Annotated in this window: 12 protein-coding genes; 4 read left to right on the top strand and 8 right to left on the bottom strand. The window is 53.5% G+C overall.

Annotation, left to right across the window (positions count from 1 at the left end):
* Window positions 1-348 precede the first annotated feature (348 nt).
* From JT719_RS10065 to JT719_RS10055, 3 genes are all read right to left on the bottom strand, one after another.
* Entirely contained in the window at window positions 349-1,683 is a 1,335-nt protein-coding gene (locus tag JT719_RS10065) for a TldD/PmbA family protein (RefSeq protein WP_207432878.1), read from the bottom strand.
* A 137-nt stretch (window positions 1,684-1,820) separates the two neighbouring features.
* Window positions 1,821-3,452 (bottom strand): metallopeptidase TldD-related protein, encoded by a 1,632-nt coding sequence (locus JT719_RS10060; RefSeq protein ID WP_207432877.1) that lies wholly within the window; start codon window positions 3,450-3,452, stop codon window positions 1,821-1,823.
* 465 nt (window positions 3,453-3,917) lie between these two features.
* The gene (locus JT719_RS10055) at window positions 3,918-6,347 is read right to left on the bottom strand and encodes a zinc-dependent metalloprotease (RefSeq protein WP_242693125.1); all 2,430 of its coding nucleotides are present in this window, start codon (window positions 6,345-6,347) and stop codon (window positions 3,918-3,920) included.
* A 199-nt stretch (window positions 6,348-6,546) separates the two neighbouring features.
* Between JT719_RS10055 and JT719_RS10050 the strand changes: the two genes are divergently transcribed.
* Window positions 6,547-7,347, top strand: a complete 801-nt coding sequence (locus tag JT719_RS10050) for a CPBP family intramembrane glutamic endopeptidase (protein ID WP_207432875.1) — start codon at window positions 6,547-6,549, stop codon at window positions 7,345-7,347.
* Window positions 7,348-7,438: 91 nt separating this feature from the next.
* On the opposite strand, the gene JT719_RS10045 is transcribed toward JT719_RS10050, so the two are convergent.
* Genes JT719_RS10045 through JT719_RS10035 form a run of 3 tightly spaced genes read right to left on the bottom strand, consistent with a single transcriptional unit; the run spans window position 7,439 to window position 10,157 of the window.
* Window positions 7,439-8,182: a hypothetical protein gene (locus tag JT719_RS10045; RefSeq protein ID WP_207432874.1), complete on the bottom strand. Its 744-nt coding sequence runs from the start codon at window positions 8,180-8,182 to the stop codon at window positions 7,439-7,441.
* A 51-nt stretch (window positions 8,183-8,233) separates the two neighbouring features.
* Complete coding sequence (locus tag JT719_RS10040; protein WP_207432873.1) at window positions 8,234-9,058, bottom strand: FkbM family methyltransferase; 825 nt, start codon at window positions 9,056-9,058, stop codon at window positions 8,234-8,236.
* A gap of 28 nt (window positions 9,059-9,086) precedes the next feature.
* Window positions 9,087-10,157 carry an Ldh family oxidoreductase gene (locus tag JT719_RS10035; RefSeq protein WP_242693124.1) on the bottom strand — a complete coding sequence of 357 codons (1,071 nt, stop codon included), beginning with the start codon at window positions 10,155-10,157 and terminating at the stop codon, window positions 9,087-9,089.
* A gap of 102 nt (window positions 10,158-10,259) precedes the next feature.
* Here JT719_RS10035 and JT719_RS10030 point away from each other — a divergent pair, with 102 nt between their 5' ends.
* Both JT719_RS10030 and JT719_RS10025 read left to right on the top strand, forming a co-directional pair.
* Window positions 10,260-11,915, top strand: coding sequence for a DUF4139 domain-containing protein (locus tag JT719_RS10030; RefSeq protein ID WP_207432871.1), 1,656 nt, complete (start codon window positions 10,260-10,262; stop codon window positions 11,913-11,915).
* Window positions 11,916-12,509: 594 nt separating this feature from the next.
* On the top strand, window positions 12,510-14,873 hold the full coding sequence (locus JT719_RS10025; RefSeq protein WP_207432870.1) for a tetratricopeptide repeat protein: 2,364 nt from the start codon (window positions 12,510-12,512) through the stop codon (window positions 14,871-14,873).
* Window positions 14,874-15,608: 735 nt separating this feature from the next.
* Here JT719_RS10025 and JT719_RS10020 read toward each other — a convergent pair.
* Window positions 15,609-16,547, bottom strand: coding sequence for a Ppx/GppA phosphatase family protein (locus JT719_RS10020; protein ID WP_207432868.1), 939 nt, complete (start codon window positions 16,545-16,547; stop codon window positions 15,609-15,611).
* Window positions 16,548-16,786: 239 nt separating this feature from the next.
* Window positions 16,787-17,674, bottom strand: coding sequence for a class I SAM-dependent methyltransferase (locus JT719_RS10015; protein ID WP_207432867.1), 888 nt, complete (start codon window positions 17,672-17,674; stop codon window positions 16,787-16,789).
* 273 nt (window positions 17,675-17,947) lie between these two features.
* Here JT719_RS10015 and dapF point away from each other — a divergent pair, with 273 nt between their 5' ends.
* The gene (gene dapF, locus JT719_RS10010; protein WP_207432865.1) at window positions 17,948-18,724 is read left to right on the top strand and encodes a diaminopimelate epimerase; all 777 of its coding nucleotides are present in this window, start codon (window positions 17,948-17,950) and stop codon (window positions 18,722-18,724) included.
* Window positions 18,725-18,740: the final 16 nt, after the last annotated feature.

Raw genomic sequence — 18,740 nt, 5'->3', positions numbered from 1 at the left:
GCCTCTTACAAGGGTACGGTTTCCTGCGGGATAGGTGGCGAAAGAGGGCCTTGATTCCCAGAGAAATAAGAAGTTCGTTTTAGGGATGGTTTGAAGAAGACACGTCTAAAATGGGAATTTGTAGCGTCGTTACGCCGTAACGACGCTTGTCTATGGAACAAGGAACGCACTCCCAGAAGAACTCTTACTACAAGGAAACATGGCACAGATGATTTATAATGCAAAGAGGCGGTTTTGCTCTGTAGAACCACGTCGTTACAGTATAACGACGCTACGTTTCAGGCCTGATTCCCTAAATACAGGCCTGAAGTGTAGCGTCGTTGTAATGGAAATCATCAGTAAACTTACTTACACCGCATCAGACAAGCTGCTGAACGTAAAGTCCCGAATCTTCAGCGGAGGAAGCAGATAATTGTTGCTGGACTCGCCGCTGACCACGCGCTCGGTTTTCCCGATGGCTTCCAGGTTGTTGAGCATGATAATGGGACTTTCGTTGAAGCGGAAGTTCTTCACGGCGTGTTTGATTTTGCCATTCTCAATGTAGAAGGTTCCGTCGCGGGTGAGGCCGGTGAGCAGTAGCGTCTGTGGGTCTACCGGACGGATGTACCAAAGGCGGGTCACCAGAATGCCTTTGGTGGTGCCTTTGATGAGATCGTCCAGGCTTTGGGTGCCGCCCTGCATAATGGCCGAGTTGGGGAATGGCACCGGCGTTGTCTTTTTCTGCTGCGCCCAATAGCGGGAGACCGGCATCTGCTTCACTACGCCTTTGTCTATCCAGGTGACTTTGTTCAGCGCTTGACCGTCCTGCGCCCAAGGTGAGGTGGGCAGATCGGGGTGGGCGGGATCAGAGTAGATGGTCACGCGTTCATCCACCAGTCTCTGGCCTAGTTTGTTGCCACCGCCGGGCTTGCTCAGGAAGCTTCGGCCCTCGTCGGCGGAGCGGGTGTCCATGTTGAAAAACAGATTCTCCAGCATCACGGCCACTGCCGCCGGCTCCAGAATAACGGTGTATTTGCCCGGTTCCAGCGCCTTGGCGTTGACTGAACTCACGGCCTTGTTCACCGCAATGTTGGAGGCCGCGGCCGTATCCAATTTGTTCACGTCATTGAACCCGCGGGAAACGTAGCCAGAGCCGGTACCATCAGGTGTGCGCACAGTGAGCGAGAAATCCACCCCGGTATCGGTATTATAGGCGAAGAGTCCTTTGCTGTTCATCATGGACTGGAACCCCACCGAGTCTTGCAGGTAACCCGCCGCCGTCAGGTTTTTGCCTTTGGCCGCCGCAATGCTCTGCGACACCATCACCGCTCGTTGGTCTGGGGTGATAGCGGCCGTGGCGGCTACGTATGGATTGGTGGAGATGTATTTTTGCGGTTCCAGCACGCCCATGTACTCGGGGTTCTCCGGCGCCAGTCGGGCCAGTTCCTCTGAGCGGCGCACTACTTTCTCCAAGGAGGTATCGTCAAACTCGTTGATGGTAGCGGTGCCCATCCGCTTCCCGAAGGAAGACTGCACCACCAGCGAGGTGGTGTGGGCCTCGCCAGCGGTGGAGACGGTGTTTCGGGCGTAGCGCACGTTGCCCACTTTGTTTCCGTTCAGGTTGGCTTCGCACTCATCGGCTTTGCTCAAGGCCATCACTTTCCTCAGAATCGCCTGCGCCTGTTCTCTGCTATATATTGCCATGGATGGTTTACGTCTGATGTATGTTGAAACTACTTGTTGTAAGTTTTGAGTCTTGAGTCCATAGTCCTGAGTTGTAGAATTTGACTAAGGACTATGCACTCAGAACTCAGGACTGATCAACACAGGTAGAAAGTTCTTTAGATTTTTCTTCCGGTATTGATCACGTTCACGCCGTTGAAGCGGGTGGTGGCGGAGCCGTGCGAAACCGCGCTTACCTGCATGGGTTGGCCTTTTCCGTCGAAGAAGGAGCCGCCCAAACGGTAATCGCTCTCGTCACAGACGGCGGCGCAGGAGTTCCAGAATTCCTGGGTGTTGCTCTGGTAGGCCACGTCTTTGAGCGGACCCACGATTTTGCCGTTTTTGATCTCGTAGAACAGCTGCCCGCCGAACTGGAAGTTGTAGCGCTGCTGGTCAATGGAAAAAGAACCGTCGCCTATGATGTAGATGCCTTTCTCCACGTTCTTGATCATGTCATCCACGCTCAGTTTCTGCTTACCCGCCGCCAAAGACACGTTGGGCATGCGCTGGAACTGCACTGAGCTCCAATTATCGGCGTAGCAGCACCCGTGCGATTCTTTCTCCCCGATGATGTGCGCCTGGTCCCGGATGGCCTGGTAGTTCACCAAGACGCCGTCTTTCACCAGATCCCAGCGTTTGGTTTTCACGCCTTCATCGTCGTAACCCACCGCGCCCAGAGAACCCGGCTGCACCTTATCGGCGAAGAGGTTCACCTGCGGACTGCCGTATTTGAAAGTTTTGGATTTCCACTTGTCCAGCGTGGCGAAGGAGGTTCCGGCAAAATTGGCCTCATAGCCCAGCACGCGATCCAGTTCCAGCGGGTGCCCTACACTTTCATGGATGGTGAGCCACAAGTGCGAAGGGTCCAGCACCAAGTCATATTTACCCGCCAGCACCGATTTAGCCGTGAGTTTCTCTTTGGCCTGTTTGGCGGCGGCCACGGCGTCTTCCAGCATGTCATAGGAGTTGCCGTAGCGGGTAGTGATGCCTTTGTACTTGTCGGCGGCGCGGCCACTCAGGTATTCAAAGCCCATGCCCCGGGGCGAGCTGAGCGACTGCCGCGTTTCAAACTTACCGGTTTTCTGGTCGATGGCCGTGACGTTGAGCACCGGCCAGATGCGGTGAACGTCCTGGTCAATGTAAGAACCGTCCGTAGACGCGAAGTATTTCTGCTCATTTACCAGAAACAAGGCCGAGTTCACGTAGTTGGCCCCGTTTTGCATGGCGGCCGAGTTAGCACCCAGCAGCAGGTCTACTTTCTCCTTCAGCGGCACTTCAAAGGCATTGCGCTCAATGGGCGTTCTCCAGCTCACCTCACCGTAGCCTTGCTGCGGCGCCAGTTGCACCGGCTCGGTTTGCAGCTTAGAATTAGCTTTCGCGATGGCGACGGCCAACTCGGCGGCTTTGGCGGCTCCGGCGGGTGAGACTTCATCGGCGGCGGCAAAACCCCATGTATTGTTCACTAGCACGCGCACGCCCACCCCGAAGGACTCGGTGTTGACGGTGTTCTGCACCTTGTCTTCCCGCGTGATGAGGTACTGGTTCAGGTAGCGGCCAATCCGGACATCTGTATAGGAAGCGCCTTTGGATTTGGCCGCGTTGAGGGCCGCATCGGCAATCTGTTTCTTCTGGGCCACTTCCATGGGAGCGAGCATCGCTTCGGGGGCAATATCGTGGCCCAAAAGCGGAATCGGCAGCATCAGGGCACCAAGCCCAAGGCCGGAAAGCTGGAGAAAATCGCGTCTTTTCACGGTGGAAGAGGTTAATTGTTAACTACTTAAAAGTAAGGATTTGACCCGCATTTCCAAGCGATAAGATTAGGTTTTTTCTATATAGATGTGGGTCCAACGATAGGGTTAAATCTTTAATCAATCACGCATATCGTTCCCCTTTGAAGGGGGTAGGGGGATGATACACCTGCAGAGAATTACCTATGGCAACTATGGCGCGGAAGTTACTTCCGGGCCCTGCAGAGACGGGTGAAGAAGTCACGGAAGTAACTTCCGCGCCATAGTTGAGAATTAGATCTAAACGCGATTATCAGCAAGAGATAATCATCCCCCCACCCCCTTCAAAGGGGGACAGAATGCGTGCAAGGTGAAATTGGATGCGGACTTACCAAAGTGGGAGGAATCAGCTAGAGTATCCACAAACAAAAATCCCACTCCGGCTGAAGTGGGATTTTAACCTGTTTTCGGGAAAACGGGGGTAAAACGTTATTCGCAGCCAATAACTCCGCCAGAGCCGATGGGGGCGCCGGGCGGAAGGTCTTTGTGCAGTTGCGGCTTGGCTTCTACGGGTTTTTTCAGGCGGTCTAAGGCTAGCAGGGCATTGGCTTTCACTGCCTCGTTTGAGGACTTAGCCTGTTTCTTGGCTGTTTTCTCTAAGTTCTCTAAATGCAAAAGGGCGGCGGCCCGAACCGGATAGGCCGTGTTTTCATCCTGCGAGAGCGCCAGGAGGTGTGTGAGTACCAGTTGTTGGGTGAGCAATTGGATTTGGCCGTCTAGCCCCGAGCCGGGTTTGGCCCATGTCTCTTCAATTACCTGGTTCCAGACTTCGTCCAGACCTAGTTTGCTGCCGCGGGCTTTCAGTTCTACCAGACGGGCAGCGCGTTCGGGATGGAACAGGAAGGACAACGTGAAATCAGCGGAGGCTTCGGCGGCGGCCAGTGGGTCAAAGGTGAGGCCGGTGCGTTTGTCAAACAATTCCCGTGTGGGCGACCAACCCGCTGGGCGTGGTGGGATGGCGGAGATGATCTTCTCCGGCAGGGTGAGTACGTTGGGTTGTAACGTGGCGAGCAGGGCATCCAAGGCGCGCTGCTGCTCTGCTTCTGGTACGAACTCGGTGACCAGTTGTCCGTCGCCGCGGGAGGCGTAGGTGTAGTTCAGGCCACCTACTACTTTGGCGGCAGCTTCTACCTGGTAGCGGTGGTAATTGTAGATGGGCACCAGCACGTCTTCCAGCATGGCCATCGGCACGCCAGGTTTGATGTTGTTTTCCCCGAAACGCTCCAGTGCCTTCTGCCGGATGGCGAGTACGTTTCTCAGTTCCTCGGCAGCGTTAGGTCCGTTGTCCCAGAGGTGGGCCTGCGGATGCGCTCCGCCGGGAGCCCGTGAGTCGCGGTCCGAGATGAATTGCAGGCCTTTCTGGTGGCCGGCGCGCAGTAATTGGTCTAACGCTTGTTTCTCATTGGTGCCTTGCGGAAAATCCTGATAACCGTAGGTCACGGCCAGTTTATCCCATTCGCCAATGCCCACGGCGTAGGCATCAGACAAGTCGATCTGCCCGTTGGAGGTGAGTTTCACAGTAGGGTGCGGGTAATCCATCACAGAGGCGCGGTTGCTCACGCTGGCGGCGTAGTTGTGCATGATGCCCAGCGTGTGGCCCAGCTCATGCGCTGATAGCTGTCTTAACCGGGCCAGGGCCATTTTCATCATCTCGGGATTAGTCGGTTTGCCTTGTTCATAAGGAGCCAGCAGACCTTCGGCGATGAGGAAATCCTGGCGCACCCGCAACGATCCCAGACTCACGTGCCCTTTGATGATTTCGCCAGTTCTGGGATCGGTGACTGAGGCCCCGTAACTCCAGCCCCGGGTGCTGCGGTGCACCCACTGAATCACGTTGTAGCGCACATCCATGGGGTCAGCGTCGGTGGGTAGGATTTCCACTTTGAACGCGTCTTTGTACCCTGCGGCCTCAAACGCCTGCGCCCACCAGCGGGCACCTTCCAGTAAAGCGGTTCTGATAGGTTCTGGCGCGGCATGGTCTACGTAGTACACAATGGGTTCTACGGCCTCAGAAATCGGCGCAGCCGGGTTCTTCTTCTGCAGCCGATGCCGGGCAATGAACCGCTTCACGATGGGCTCATCAACGGGCGTGCTGAAATCCATGTACTCAATCCCGAAATAGCCAGCCCGCGGGTCCATGGCTCTGGGCGTGTAATTTTTATCCGGTAGTTGGATGAAGGAGTGGTGCTGCCGCAAGGTGATGGCTTGTGCCGAGGGTGTGACGCTGCGCACGAAACCGCCCGCGTCATCACCGCCCACAAACGTGAGCGTGGCCTCAAACTCGGTGTTCTGCGGAAAGTTCTTGGTGCGGGGCAGGTACATAACCGAGCGATCTGCATCCAGCCGGTAAGAGCCCTGCCGACTGCGCTTGATGCTGCCCACCACGTCATGAGCATCGCGGAGCAGAAATTGAGTAGCATCAACCAGCACTTTGTCTCCCTCGGTGGCCTCCACCTTGAAGCCCCACAGCGCGGATTGAGCGAAAGACTGGGCCACGGCCTGTTCCTCGGCTGGGTTGCCGTTCATGGCGCGGTAGCCCTGGTTGGGTTCAATTAGCAGCACCTTGGGGCCAACTTTATGGAAATACACCACGTGCTCGCCGCCCAGCTGTCCGCGGTCCAGCCCGATGTCGTTGGAGCCAAGGCCGGCGGCCAGGGAGTTCACGTAGAGGAATTGCTGGTCTAGTTTGTCAATCTCCAGCAGGATGCGGCCGGTGGCCTCGTCCCAGTAGAACGGAAAATAGCCGCTGAACTTCTGCATGCCAGCGGTCTTGCCGGCGATGGCTGCGGGTTTGTTTTGGGCCCAGATGTGGGAAAATGCCAGAAAAGCGAAGAGAAAGGAGAGGAGCGTTTTGCGCATGTTTTTGGAAAAGTAAGCCTTAAACGGAATGAGCTGGATAAGGTAGCGAATTTGAAACATAGGGGCAAGACTATGTTCTGGCTTGTTGTCTTAGGTTTGATCTGTTAGCTCCTGAGAACGTGCGTGGAAGCAATATCAGAATACCTCTATATTTGCGTTGAAACCGATCTAACCTTCCCAACCAAACCTTATTGAAAAGATGCCGCTCGTGCAAACAACCTCGTCTCCTATTACTAGTATTACTAGCCGTCGTTCGTGGGGGGCTGTTCTGGCCGGTTACCTGGCCCTGGCCCTCACATATCATGCCGCTGAGTATGCCATGCGTTTCCACCAGCATATTCCGCTGTTCCTGGGGTTGATGCTGGCCGTGGTGCCGGTAGCCTATGTGGTGGCCCGGTTACAGGGCTTCCCGGGTTTGAAAGCCTGGGGCATGCAGTTCAACAAAAAGTACGCGTTGCTGCTGCTGGTAGGCTTGTCGCTGGGCTTGCTGGTAAACGGACTGGCCTTAGCGGTGCGGCTGTGGATGGGCATTGAGGTGGTGAGCCTGGTACCCGATACCGCCACGGTACTCACCCAAACGTTGCTTTTCGCGGTGGGTACGTTTCTGCCTTCTCTGGCCGAGGATATTCTCACCCGGGGTTACCTGTTTGGCCATTTGCAAGGGAAGTTGAGCAAGTGGGGGTTTGTACTGGTGTCTTCCGCCGTCTACGTCCTGAACCACATCCATTCCCTTGATGACGGTTTCGCTGCGTTGGCGTATCTGTTCGCGCTAAGCATCATGCTGACCATTCCGCTGGTCTATACCAAAAACCTGTGGTACACCGTAGGAGCGCACTGGGCCGGGAATATAGTGTACCGCTTGGGGCAGGATGTGCTGAAAGTAGAAGAAGGCCCTTCCACTTTCCCGGGCCTTTGGGAACTGATCATCTTTGTTCTTCTTTTTGCGGCGGTAAATTACTGGGTGAGCCGGAGAATGGCGAAGAACTTGCGGTTAAGATAGAGAAAGTACAGCATGATCAATTTCGGCCTATTTCACTTAAAAGAAGCTTAAAACGTAACCGCCCCTTCTGTTAATGAAGGGGCGGTTACGTTTACCTTGGAATAAAAGGAGGTTCTTTGAGGAAGAACAACATCTGGTTAATCTCTTTTATTTCTTTTTTATTCTGGTTTATGATTTCCTCAATCTCTCCTGAGGCAGTATTGTTTACAATCCATAATTCCCCATTCAATAATTTGAGGCCAAACCTTTGGTTATCATACCAGCCAAAGTCTTTTATTCTTCTCCACCAGGAAAAATGATCCTCATCTGTCTTTAGAAGAAATACCTTTTGAACTGACCCATTTCGGAGATCGGTGATATGAGAAGAGAAAGTGAGGGTGTTCCCGGTTAATTCAAAGTGGAGAGAAGCAGTCAGTGATTTGCTCCGGTTTGTCTTTGATTTTGTTTGGGAGTAAAAGTAAAGTCCTTCTCGCTTAGCATGCTCATAAGCTGAGTTGATAGCTTCTTTGTCCCAGCCGTGGCAATCGGCAAGTTCTAAAAAGGCTCTATGGACAACATCAAGCAGAACGCTCCGCTTTGTGGGTTCATCTAGTTGAGTAAAAGTATTCTGGTCTATTCTGACAAAATATTCATAGATACTCCCAAACCTCCTTGTTTTTAAAAGTTCTTCTCTGTCAGAAATATGGATGTTAACTCTATGCTTAAATAACTTAAGCCTATTATCAAGGCATTTTAGAAATACCCAAATAACCTCCTTGTAAAAAGGGATGTTATAAGCTGTTCGTAATTCTTCTTGGCAAAAGTATATACTTGTATATGGATTTATGAAATTCATTTTTACCTGCGTGAGACCTACACTTGATTGATAATAGGCTTCTACTCTAAACTAAGTTGTCCTATAAAAGCGAAGCAAGTAATCTGAAGTGGACTCATACAGCACCGAGGAATCAAATGCCTGTACTTCAAACCCCGATTCTTTCAGTTGATCTATCAGACTTGCTGAATTGTTGTTAATCCTCGGGTGAAACTCCATCACAATTTCCCGCACTTGAGAAATTTTATGGCTATTGATTAACTCCTGAATCACACCTACTTCAGCTCCTTCAATGTCTAGTTTCAGCAAATCCACAGGTTCAGAAAGATAATCTGAAAGTGTTACTGCCGGAACCTCAATTGAAACCGAGGCGCTTTGGGTGTTGTATAGTCCAGCGTCCAGTTTTCCGGAGGTTTCTGAATAGGTATGGAAGGATATTTTGCCCGAAGTGTGGGCAAGAGCAGCATTGACTATAGTCACCTGGTGTAAGCCATTCAGGGTAATGAATTGATGCAGAAGCTTGAAAGAACTAGGGTCTGGTTCAAACGAGACTATCTTGGCAGTAGGGTAGACGGTTGTGAAGTACAGGACCGCCATACCCAAATGGCCGCCGCCATCTATAATGACCTTCTTATTGGTGCGTAACTGACTCCGGTAGCAATCTAAAACAAAGATTTCTTCAAATTGATTGACAAGAAAGATGTAGCTATGGAATAGAACTTGCTTTCTGAACAGAACTGTCATACGGGGACTAGCCGAAGGCTTTTCTCTTCTATCTAGAAAGTGAGCATTTATTATCAGTTTGGTGTAAGCACTAAGAATTGAAAGCGTGGAACAGCCGTGTTTCCTGAAAAGAATCAGAGTGTAAACTTTCAGGTAATGGAAAAGCAAGCGCATAGTCTCTTTTCAGATGTTTCTGATTCCTTTACAACGTCACCCCAAACTTATTGCCCAAGCCTTCCAGATCCTTCACCACTGGCGGAAGCAGCGGAATGCCTTCTTTCATCCGCTGCTCGGTAAATATGCGCTCCGGGTCGCCGGGGATGAGGACCTGGTGGCCTTCTTTGGCTTTGGAGCTCCGGAAGCGGGTAATCCAGTTGTCCATGTGGTGTTTGAAGTCCTCGGCGGGGCGGAAGGCGTCTACGCGCATGGCCCCGAAGAAGTGCCCAATGCCTTCGCCCACCGGATCTGCGGGCGGCGCCAGGAAACTCACGAACGGCGGTACCCACGGCCCGTAGTTGGCCCCGGATAAGACCGCCGAGAAAATGTCTACCACCGCACCCAGCGCATAACCTTTGTGGCTGCCGGTATCGCCGCCCAGCGGGAGCAGCGCGCCGCCGTCTTTCAGTTCATGCGGATTAACGGAGGCCGAGCCATCGGCGGCCTGAATCCAGCCGAGGGGCGCTTCCAGGTTCTTGCGCTGTAGCATCTCCAGTTTGCCGTTGGCGGCGGTGGTGGTGGCTAGATCGGCGACGAAGGGTGGCTGCTCATTGGCCGGAATCGCCACGGCAATGGGGTTGGTGCCCAGCAATCTTTCCAGGGAATAGGTTGGAGCCACGAGCGGACTGGCGTTGGTCATAGCCAAACCAATCATGTCGTGCTCCAGGGCTTTCATGGCGTGGTACCCGGCAATGCCGTAATGGTTGGAATTCTTCACGCTCACCCAGCCCGTACCGGCCACTTTGGCTTTCTCCAGCGCAATCTGCATAGCCTTTGGAGCCACTACCAGGCCAAGACCGCCGTCGCCGTCCACGGTGGCGGTACTGGGCGTCTCGTGCACAATGCGCACGTTGGGCGTAGCGTTGATGCGGCCCGCTTCCCATAAGCGTACGTAGCCAATAAGGCGCGCTACACCATGCGAGTCTACGCCGCGGAGATCAGCGGAAAGAAGGGTTTCGGTGGCGGTTTGGGCGTCATCTGGGGGGCAGCCGATGGCCAGGAATATCTTGCGGGAGAAGTCAAAAAGGCGTTGGTAAGAGTACATGCGCAAATTCATTTAAAACGGTCAAAGGTAAGGCAATCCGGGGGAAAGATTCCAGCAGAAATGTTTCCTTTGTAGTTCTAACGTGCTGTACTTTCTACCCTAAACCTGCCCTTTATGACCCTGATTCGCGTTGGCCTCGGCCTTCTGGTAAGCTGTTTCTGGCTTGTTTTTCCTGTTTCGGCGCAAAAACAGGAAATGATGAACACCCAGGTGAAAGCCGTAACCGTGTTCCTGAACCGCGCGCAAGTGACCAATACCGGAAGAACCTCCGTAGAGCCGGGCGTAACCGAACTGGTTTTGGAAGGACTGCCCGCGCAACTGGACGAGCACAGCGTGCAGGTAAACCCCACGGGCAGCGTGACGCTGCTCTCGGTGCGGTACGAGCGGAATTTCCTGCAGAACGCCACCAAGCCCCGCGAGCTGCAACGGCTGGAGGACTCGCTACAAAGCTATAACGGACGCATCAGAACGCTTACTGATCAGCGCGAGGTCTTAGAGAAGGAGGAGGCTTTGCTGCAGGCCAACCAGAACCTTGGCGGCTCCCAAACCGGACTCACCGCGGCCCGCCTCAAAGAAGTAGCGGATTATTACCGCACCCGTTTACTGGCCATCCGGAAAGAAATTCAGGCAGTAGACCTGCAATTAGTTTTCCTGCGGGAGCGGCAGGACCAGTTCAACAACCAGGTAAACCAAACCCGGCAGAACCAAAAAGCGAACAACCGCGTGATTGTGGCAGTGCAGGCGCAGTCTCGTGCCCAGGTAGGATTAGAAGTAACCTACTTAGTGCTGAATGCTGGTTGGGAACCTATCTATGACCTCAGGGCTAGCGGCAACCAGGGACCGGTACAATTGCAATACAAGGCCAACGTGCGGCAGAACACCGGTGTGAACTGGGACAACGTGCAACTGACTTTAGCGACCACTAATCCGGCTGAAGGAGCGCAGAAACCGGATTTATTTCCTCAGCAATTAGGAATTGTGCAGCCTAAATCAATTAGCGACATGTTGCAAGGCAGAGCGGCGGGAGTACAGGTGAGCAGGTCAAAACGGGATGATAGCAGAGAGTTAGGTGAAGTGGCAGTGACCGGTTATGCCGTAGAAGAGAAACCTATGGCCGCCGCATCAGCAAGTATTTCAGAATTCACCAAGGCCGTGGTCACCACCCTGGCCGCCGAGTTCAAAATTGGGATTCCGTTCAGTGTGCCGTCAGACGGGAAGCCGCACACCGTAGACATCCAGCAGCATAGCCTTACCACATCTTACGCCCACACCGTTGTGCCTAAGTTGGACCCTACGGCGTTTCTGGTGGCCTACCTGACCAATTGGGAAAACCTGAAACTGTTGCCCGGCGAGGCCAACGTGTTTTTGGCGGGCACTTTCACCGGTAAATCCTTCCTCAACCCAGAGCAAACCCGCGATACGCTTACCCTTTCTTTGGGCCGGGACCAGAACGTGGTGGTGCAGCGCGAACGCCTGAAAGATTACCAGAAACGCTCCACCCTTGGCAGCAACATCAAAGAACAATTTGGCTACGAGATCAGCCTTCGGAACACCAAAGCCCAGCCGGTGACCATCACCCTGGAAGACCAGATTCCCATGAGCACTACCTCTGAGATTGAGCTGGAAGATGTGGACCTCAACGGCGGCAAACTGGACAAAGATTCTGGGAAAGTCACCTGGCAAGTATCGGTGAAGCCGAATGAGACGGTGAAGCGCACCCTTCGGTATGTAGTGAAGTATCCGAAGAATAAACAGGTGAGTGGGTTGTAAATAACCGTATTTGCAACCTGCTGATGCTGGCGTAGCAGCGGCTTGTCTATGGATTTATGAGCGGCTCTTTGCATCGCTCCCGATATGCGCTCACGGCCGCGAGGCCCCGTCTTCCCGCCTCGCGCTGTACCAGCTTCCTTTGCTCCCTGGCGGTCGCAATGCCTGTCGGCACCGGAACCTGCTAAGGCGCTCGCCCGAAAGACTGGAATTGGGGAATACGCTGGTAGGAACGCCTCAGACCTCACAGGTTTTGAAAACCTGTGAGGTCTTCTATTAAGAAAGTCCCCCTTTGAAGGGGGTAGGGGGATGTTTACACCTGCTGGTCCAACTCTATAGAGATTCGCAACGATACCTCAAACTTTTAGAAATCCTAACCGCATCAAACTAGGGGAGACTGGCGGGCTGCGTGTCTTACCTTTGGGTTTAGAACCTATTTTCCGCAAAACACCCTTAAAACACCATTTTACACGCAACTAATTTCTGAAGGGAAAGCAACTGAAAGAGGCGTGACGGCATCTTCTAAATAAAGGTTCTTCCGGCCATGTTTCTGGAACGGATTTTGCCTTTTGCTGAATATCAGAAACTGCTAATATTATGAAAGCACGCTTACTCTCCTTCCTCTTCGTTTCGCTGCTCTTCTGGAGCGGGCAGGCCGAGGCGCAGTCTTCAACCAAGGTACTCTATGAGCAGAACCGGCAGGAAACGATGTCTATTTCCAGCTTCGCCAATTCGCAACTGAATGCTTTAGTGCAGCAACTGGGGAGAGACAACCATCACCGGTCGGGGAAACTGGTGCTACCCGTGGAATTTGAGCAGCAGGAGAAAATCACGCGTACCGGAGGCCAGGTAACGGTGAACGCCTCGGTGCGGAACGTGCGGGTGCGGGAACAAGTGCTATTCCGGGAGTTCGATTTTGCTGATGCATTAACGCCCACCGTGATCAATGCCAGGGTGCAGTTGCTGGGCCGCGAAGACAAAGTGCTGCAGACTTTTGATGTTTCCAACAAGCACATCAGCGAAGATGGCGCCACCATGCTGGTGCAGACTACCTTAAAAGACACCTCAGATTTTGTGGGATACAAACTGCGGGTGGTGGAGAAAAAGCTCGGCTTTTCTGCGGGGAATGACGGTGCCGTGCGGAACCGATTAACCCTGGTAGACCGATACTATGCCGCCGATGCCCGGTTAGCCGAACTTTCCCGGGGACTGCAGACCATCAACCCCAATGACATAGACCATCTTGCCGTGCACGGCGATCGGTTAAAGAGCCTGGAGCGGGATCTGAGCCAATTATACGACAGCCGCATGGAGCGGGAACTAGGCTTGAACCGGCATGACCCGGTGCAGTTACGCCGTCGGGCAAAAGACCTGGAAGTGCGCATGAGAGAACGCCGGTTGGCCCTGGATCAGATGTGGGCGCGCCTGCCCGAGATCTACTACACCCGTGGTCTGGAACTGGCCATGAACGGCAACACCCGGGCCGGGCGGGAGTTCTTTGAGCGCTCTTTGCAGGCCAACCCCGCCTTTGCGCCGGCGCACCTGCAACTGGCCCGCCTGGACTTCAAAGCTGGTTACCTGAAAGAAGCCGCCCAACGCACCCGTGATCTTTTGAACCGCATGCAGGTTGATCCGGAGACCTATCGGTTTGGGCAGGAACTGGCGCTGGACATCCAGAACGAGTACGTGCAGGAGGGTGAGCAACTGAACAACCAGGGCAAATACCGCCAGGCGCTGGAGCAGTTTGAGCAAGCCCAGGATTTCTGCCGAAGCATTTCCAGCCTACGCTGCCGGGCAGAGTTGTGGGAGAAAGGCATTGTCTTCGCCAAAAACGGGATTTACGACGATTTGCTGCAAGACGGTCGCCAGGCTCTGAACCAGAAAAACCTGAGCCAGGCTGAGAAACTGGCCAAGGAAGCCCAGCAGTACGCCCGCAACAACAAAACCGCCATTGACTCAGATGCCGCCGCTACCACGTTAATGCGCGATGTGCAGCAGCAATTCTATCTGGGCTACATGGCCGAGGGCCGCAAAGCACTTCAAACAAAGCAATACAGTGCTGCATTGACAGCCTTTGAGAAAGGGAAAAGCCTGGCCAGCGAGTATAACCTGACCCCGCAAACCGATGCGGAGAAACTGCTTCGGCAGGCCGCCCGTCCGGTAATCCTAACCAAAATTGCCGAGGGACAACTGCAAGCCAGTTCGAACAAACTGCCTCAAGCCCGCACCATCGCGTCAGAGGTGACCAACCTGCAGATCCGGTACGGACTGGTGAACGACAAAGAACTGGATGGTAAGTTCCGGGCCCTGAGCCAAGGCATCTTCTCGCAGGAGTGTGCCAATGCCCAGGCTACCTATGACCAGCACTACCAACGCTCTCTGCAACTGAGCGGGCAGCGCCAGTTTGCCCAAGCTGCCGCCGAACTGGATAAAGCCATTGCCGCCACCAAACAAAACGGAGGCTGCGCCATTTCCTTCGCTACCGCCGATGTGGAGTTGACCCGCATTGATGCCCCGGCCCATTATCAGGAGCTGCTGCAGAAAGCTAATGAGTTGATCAGCCAGAACAACATGGCCGAAGCTGTGAAAATATATCAGCAAGCCAGCCGCCATTTTGAAGAAACCGAGGTGACTCGTTTCGGCCTCGGGCACCAGCCCCTGCTCACCTTTGCCATGGCCCACGAGAACAAAGCCTTCGTAGCTGAGGCAGCTCGGCACACTGCGTCCAACGGAGATGCCGCTGGTTCCTTAGACCTGGTAAAACGCCTGGTTTCCCTGAAGTACACCAAATACAACCTGAACCAACTGCAGGAACAAGTAGGCCAGCAACTCGCCACCCGAGACGCCCAAACCAACCCCAAAGCGGATTACAAGCAACTGGCCAACACCTACACTGCTGGCAACAAGGATTTGAAAAAGCTGAACAAGGCTTACCAGAAGCAGTTCAAAAAGCTGACTTAGATTGGAATAAACTAGAATTGAAAGCGCCTCTTTTGCTTGCAGAAGAGGCGCTTTCTGTTTATATGGAAGTAGAAGTATTGATAAGTGGATTTCTGTTTTAGCTCTTTTTTGTAGAAAAGAGCTTGAAAATGGAAGTAGGTTCAGCGGGTGTAAACATCCCCCTTCACCCCCTTCAAAGGGGGACTCTGCGGTTGGGAACGCAGTTTAGAAATCTTGACAATCAGGAAGTACAGAAAGGTTTTGAGTTAATTGATGAGAGTACCCTTAGTATCTAACGAAGCTTTTCTGGAATGCGTGCGGACACGAGCCGGAGGCTCGCGCCAGCGGATCAGCAAGCGTATTTCAAAACTTAGCCTCACGGCAGTTGCAAACTGCCATCATGGTAGGTCCAAGTCACAGACTTGAACCATGTAAGGCAATGCGTGATAGAGACAAGGCACTGCCTTGTCTCTACGGTTCCACCATCACATGATTACATCATTACTGCTTCTGCTTCTACTTCTACTACTTTCCCTTATTCCAGTCTTTCGGGTGAGCGCCTTTGTTTTAGACCTGGTGCCGCGCATGCGGCAGGCCTGCTGGCCAAGGCTAAAACAGCAGCGCGAGCGCGGAAGACGGGGCCCCGCGGCCGTGAGCGCATATCGCCTGCTATGGAAAAAGTAGCCCATAAATCCATAGACAAGCGGCAATTCGCTGGCGAAAGCAAAAAACAATACGCACAATGCAGCAAGCAAATTATTGCTGCAACAACTCCGCCAGCATCCCTTCCTTCAACGCATACGCCGATACCCGAATCTTCTCCAGGTTATACTTCTCCAGCACCCAGTCAATGGCAACAGAGGCCACTACAATCATATCAACCCGCATCGCCAGCATACCGGGAATGGCCAGACGTTCGGCGCGGTTCTTTTGCAGCAGTTCTTTGTATTGGCGGTTGAAAGTGTTCAGGCCTAATTCCATGTCTGGGGTTGCGTCAATATCGCGGGTGAGGCCTTGGGAGGCAAGGTCCATGTCTACCAGGGTGTCAAAGGTGCCGGAGGACCCGATTAGCACCTCGGGTTGGTGTTGCAGCACGGCTGCGGTGAGTTTCTGCAGGTGGTCTTGCAGGTAATGGCGCAGGGCTTTCACCTGCTCGGGTTGGATAGGCTGCTCCTGGTCTGGGTAGAACTTGTCCAGCAGTCGCTGGGCTCCAATCTCGAAGCTTTTCTTCCAGAGAATGCCTTTGTCCGTCCCGATGATGAATTCTATGCTGCCGCCGCCAATGTCCATGACCAGCACCGGTTTGGGGCCTACCTGCATGGCCAGTTGCACGCCTTTGAAAATCAGCTCTGCCTCGCGGGCACCGGAGATCACCTCCACGTCAATACCGGTTTGTTCTTTGATGGCTTTCACCACCTCGGCTCCGTTGCTGGCGTTGCGCAGGGCGCTGGTAGCGGTGGCTTTCACGTCTTCCACGTGATGCTGCGCCATAATCTCCTTGAATTCCTTCAGCGTGCGTAAACCGCGTTCGCGGGCCTCCGGGGTGATCTCGCCTTTGCTGATGCCACCTTCGCCCAACTTTACCGGAATCTTGGTTTTATAAAGCGTCTGCTGCACGCCGTCAGAGTTGAGTTCAACAATTAGCAGGTGAAACGTATTGGTTCCAAGGTCAATAAGGGCTAAACGGCGCGACATATATTTGAATTAGGAATTTAGAATTAGGAATTAAGAATGGGTCAGTTCTAAGAAAGGACTCAATTCTATGGATAGCTTTAACGTCAATAAGTTTTTAAAAAGGCATTACGGTAAAAGGCGGTGCTTTGACCAGGCAAATCTTCTGCTAAACAAAGAAAGCCGTTTTAGGCCAGATTTCTAGAAATCGGACTTAAAACGGCTTTTGGCGGTGCCAGCAATGAACAATCAACAATCAATAATTACTTCACGGAGCTGAACCGGAAGAAAGTGCCCAGCGGGAGTTTGCGGTTGCCGCGGTCATTGAGGTACAGTTCGCCTAGTTCCTCGTTGCGTACGGTATTGCCGAAGGAGGCTCTGATGAGGTTGTCCAGAATCAAAGCCGAGAAGCCCAGGGAGTACAGGTTGATCACGAAGAAATTGTGCTCGGGGTCCAGCAGTTCAGCGCAGAGCTTGATGAGCTCGTTGATTTGTTCTTCCAGGAGCCATTTCTCGCCATCGGGGCCGCGGCCGTAGGCGGGAGGGTCCAGGATGATGCCCTGGTATTTGTTTCCGCGTTTCACCTCGCGGCGGGCGTACTTCATGGCGTCTTCCACCAGCCACCTGATGTTGTCCAGGTTGCTGGCTTCCATGTTCTGACGGGCCCAGAAATTCACCTGCTTCACTGAGTCCAGGTGGGTGACATCGGCACCGCCGGCATTGGCCGCCAAAGAGGCGCCGCCGGTGTAAGCGAACATGTTCAGCACTTTGGGTTTGCCGGGCAGCGCACGGGTGCGGTCAAAGATGAACTGCCAGTTGGGGTCCTGCTCGGGGAACAAACCCACGTGTTTGAAGGACGACAAGCCCAACCGGAATTTCAGCTTAAGGTCGTTGTAGCGGTAGTTGATGAACCACTGCTCGGCCATGCCTTTTTTCAGTTGCCACTGACCTTTCTCGGCGTTGCCTTTTTCGCGTTTGAACACGGCCTGGGCCAGGCGGTCCCACTCACGCTCGGGCAGGTGTTTGTCCCAGGCGGCTTGGGGCTCTGGGCGGGCCAGCACGTAATCCCCGAAGCGCTCCAACTTCTCAAAATTGCCGCAGTCTATCAGTTCATAATCGGTCCAGGCGCTGGTGGTCAGGAAAGTGTACATAGGGTCAGTAAAAAGTAATGGTGCAAAGGTACGCTTTTCAGGTGAGTAGCGGTGTGCGTGTGCAGTGAAAGGAAACGGAAACTGTTTCAGGCCTGTTTCTCAGGAAAGAAGAGAAAAACAGAAGCAACCACGCAGCGCCAGGAGAACCTTCCTACCGATTGCTTCGGTCAGACTTATGTAAACTAGCGTGGCGTTTCTTTTTTTTCTAATTTTCAAGATTATTTCAAACCGAAGGCAGAGCCCCTCGGCTTTAAACCATCAGTATTTCACAACATGAACCTTACTTTCTATAAATACCAGGGCACCGGCAACGACTTTGTGGTGCTGGACAACCGGGCCGGAACCATTCAACTTACCCAGGACCAGGTAGCGTTCTTATGCGACCGGCGGAAGGGGATTGGGGCCGATGGGCTCATGCTGCTCCAACTGAAAGAAGGCTATGACTTTGAGATGGTCTACTACAACTCAGACGGACGGCCCAGCTCTATGTGCGGCAACGGCGGACGCTGCCTGGTGGCCTTTGCGCAGTTCCTGGGCGTGGTGGAAAACGAGGCCTACTTCATCGCTGCCGATGGTCCGCATCAAGCCTACCTGAAAGACGGATTGGTGCACCTGCAGATGATAGATGTTGACCAGGTAGAGGACTTAGGAGACGCTTGTTTCCTGAACACCGGCTCGCCGCACTACGTGAAGCAGGTAAACGCTTTACAAGACCTGGACGTGTTCTCTGAAGGCCGTGCCGTTCGTTACTCAGACCGGTTCAAGGCCGAGGGTACCAACGTGAATTTTGTGGAGCATCTGCCCGAAAACAAACTGTTTGTGCGCACCTATGAGCGGGGCGTAGAAGACGAGACGTTCTCCTGCGGTACCGGCGTAACGGCAGCGGCCTTGGCCGCCAGCCGGGCAGGGTATACCAGCCCCGTAGCCATTCAGGTTCTGGGCGGAAACCTGCAGGTGAGCTTTGAGAAAGAAGGCGATGCCTTCAGAAACGTGTTTCTCATTGGGCCTGCGGTGCAGGTATTCAAAGGCGAGATAACGCTGTCGCATTAAGTAAACTTTAGTCTCG

It is taken from the genome of Sabulibacter ruber, from assembly GCF_017355955.1.
Classification (GTDB): Bacteria; Bacteroidota; Bacteroidia; order Cytophagales; family Hymenobacteraceae; genus Nibribacter; species Nibribacter ruber_A.
The sequence above is the reverse complement of the archived record's forward strand: the minus strand, read 5'-3'. Positions and strand labels throughout refer to the sequence as shown.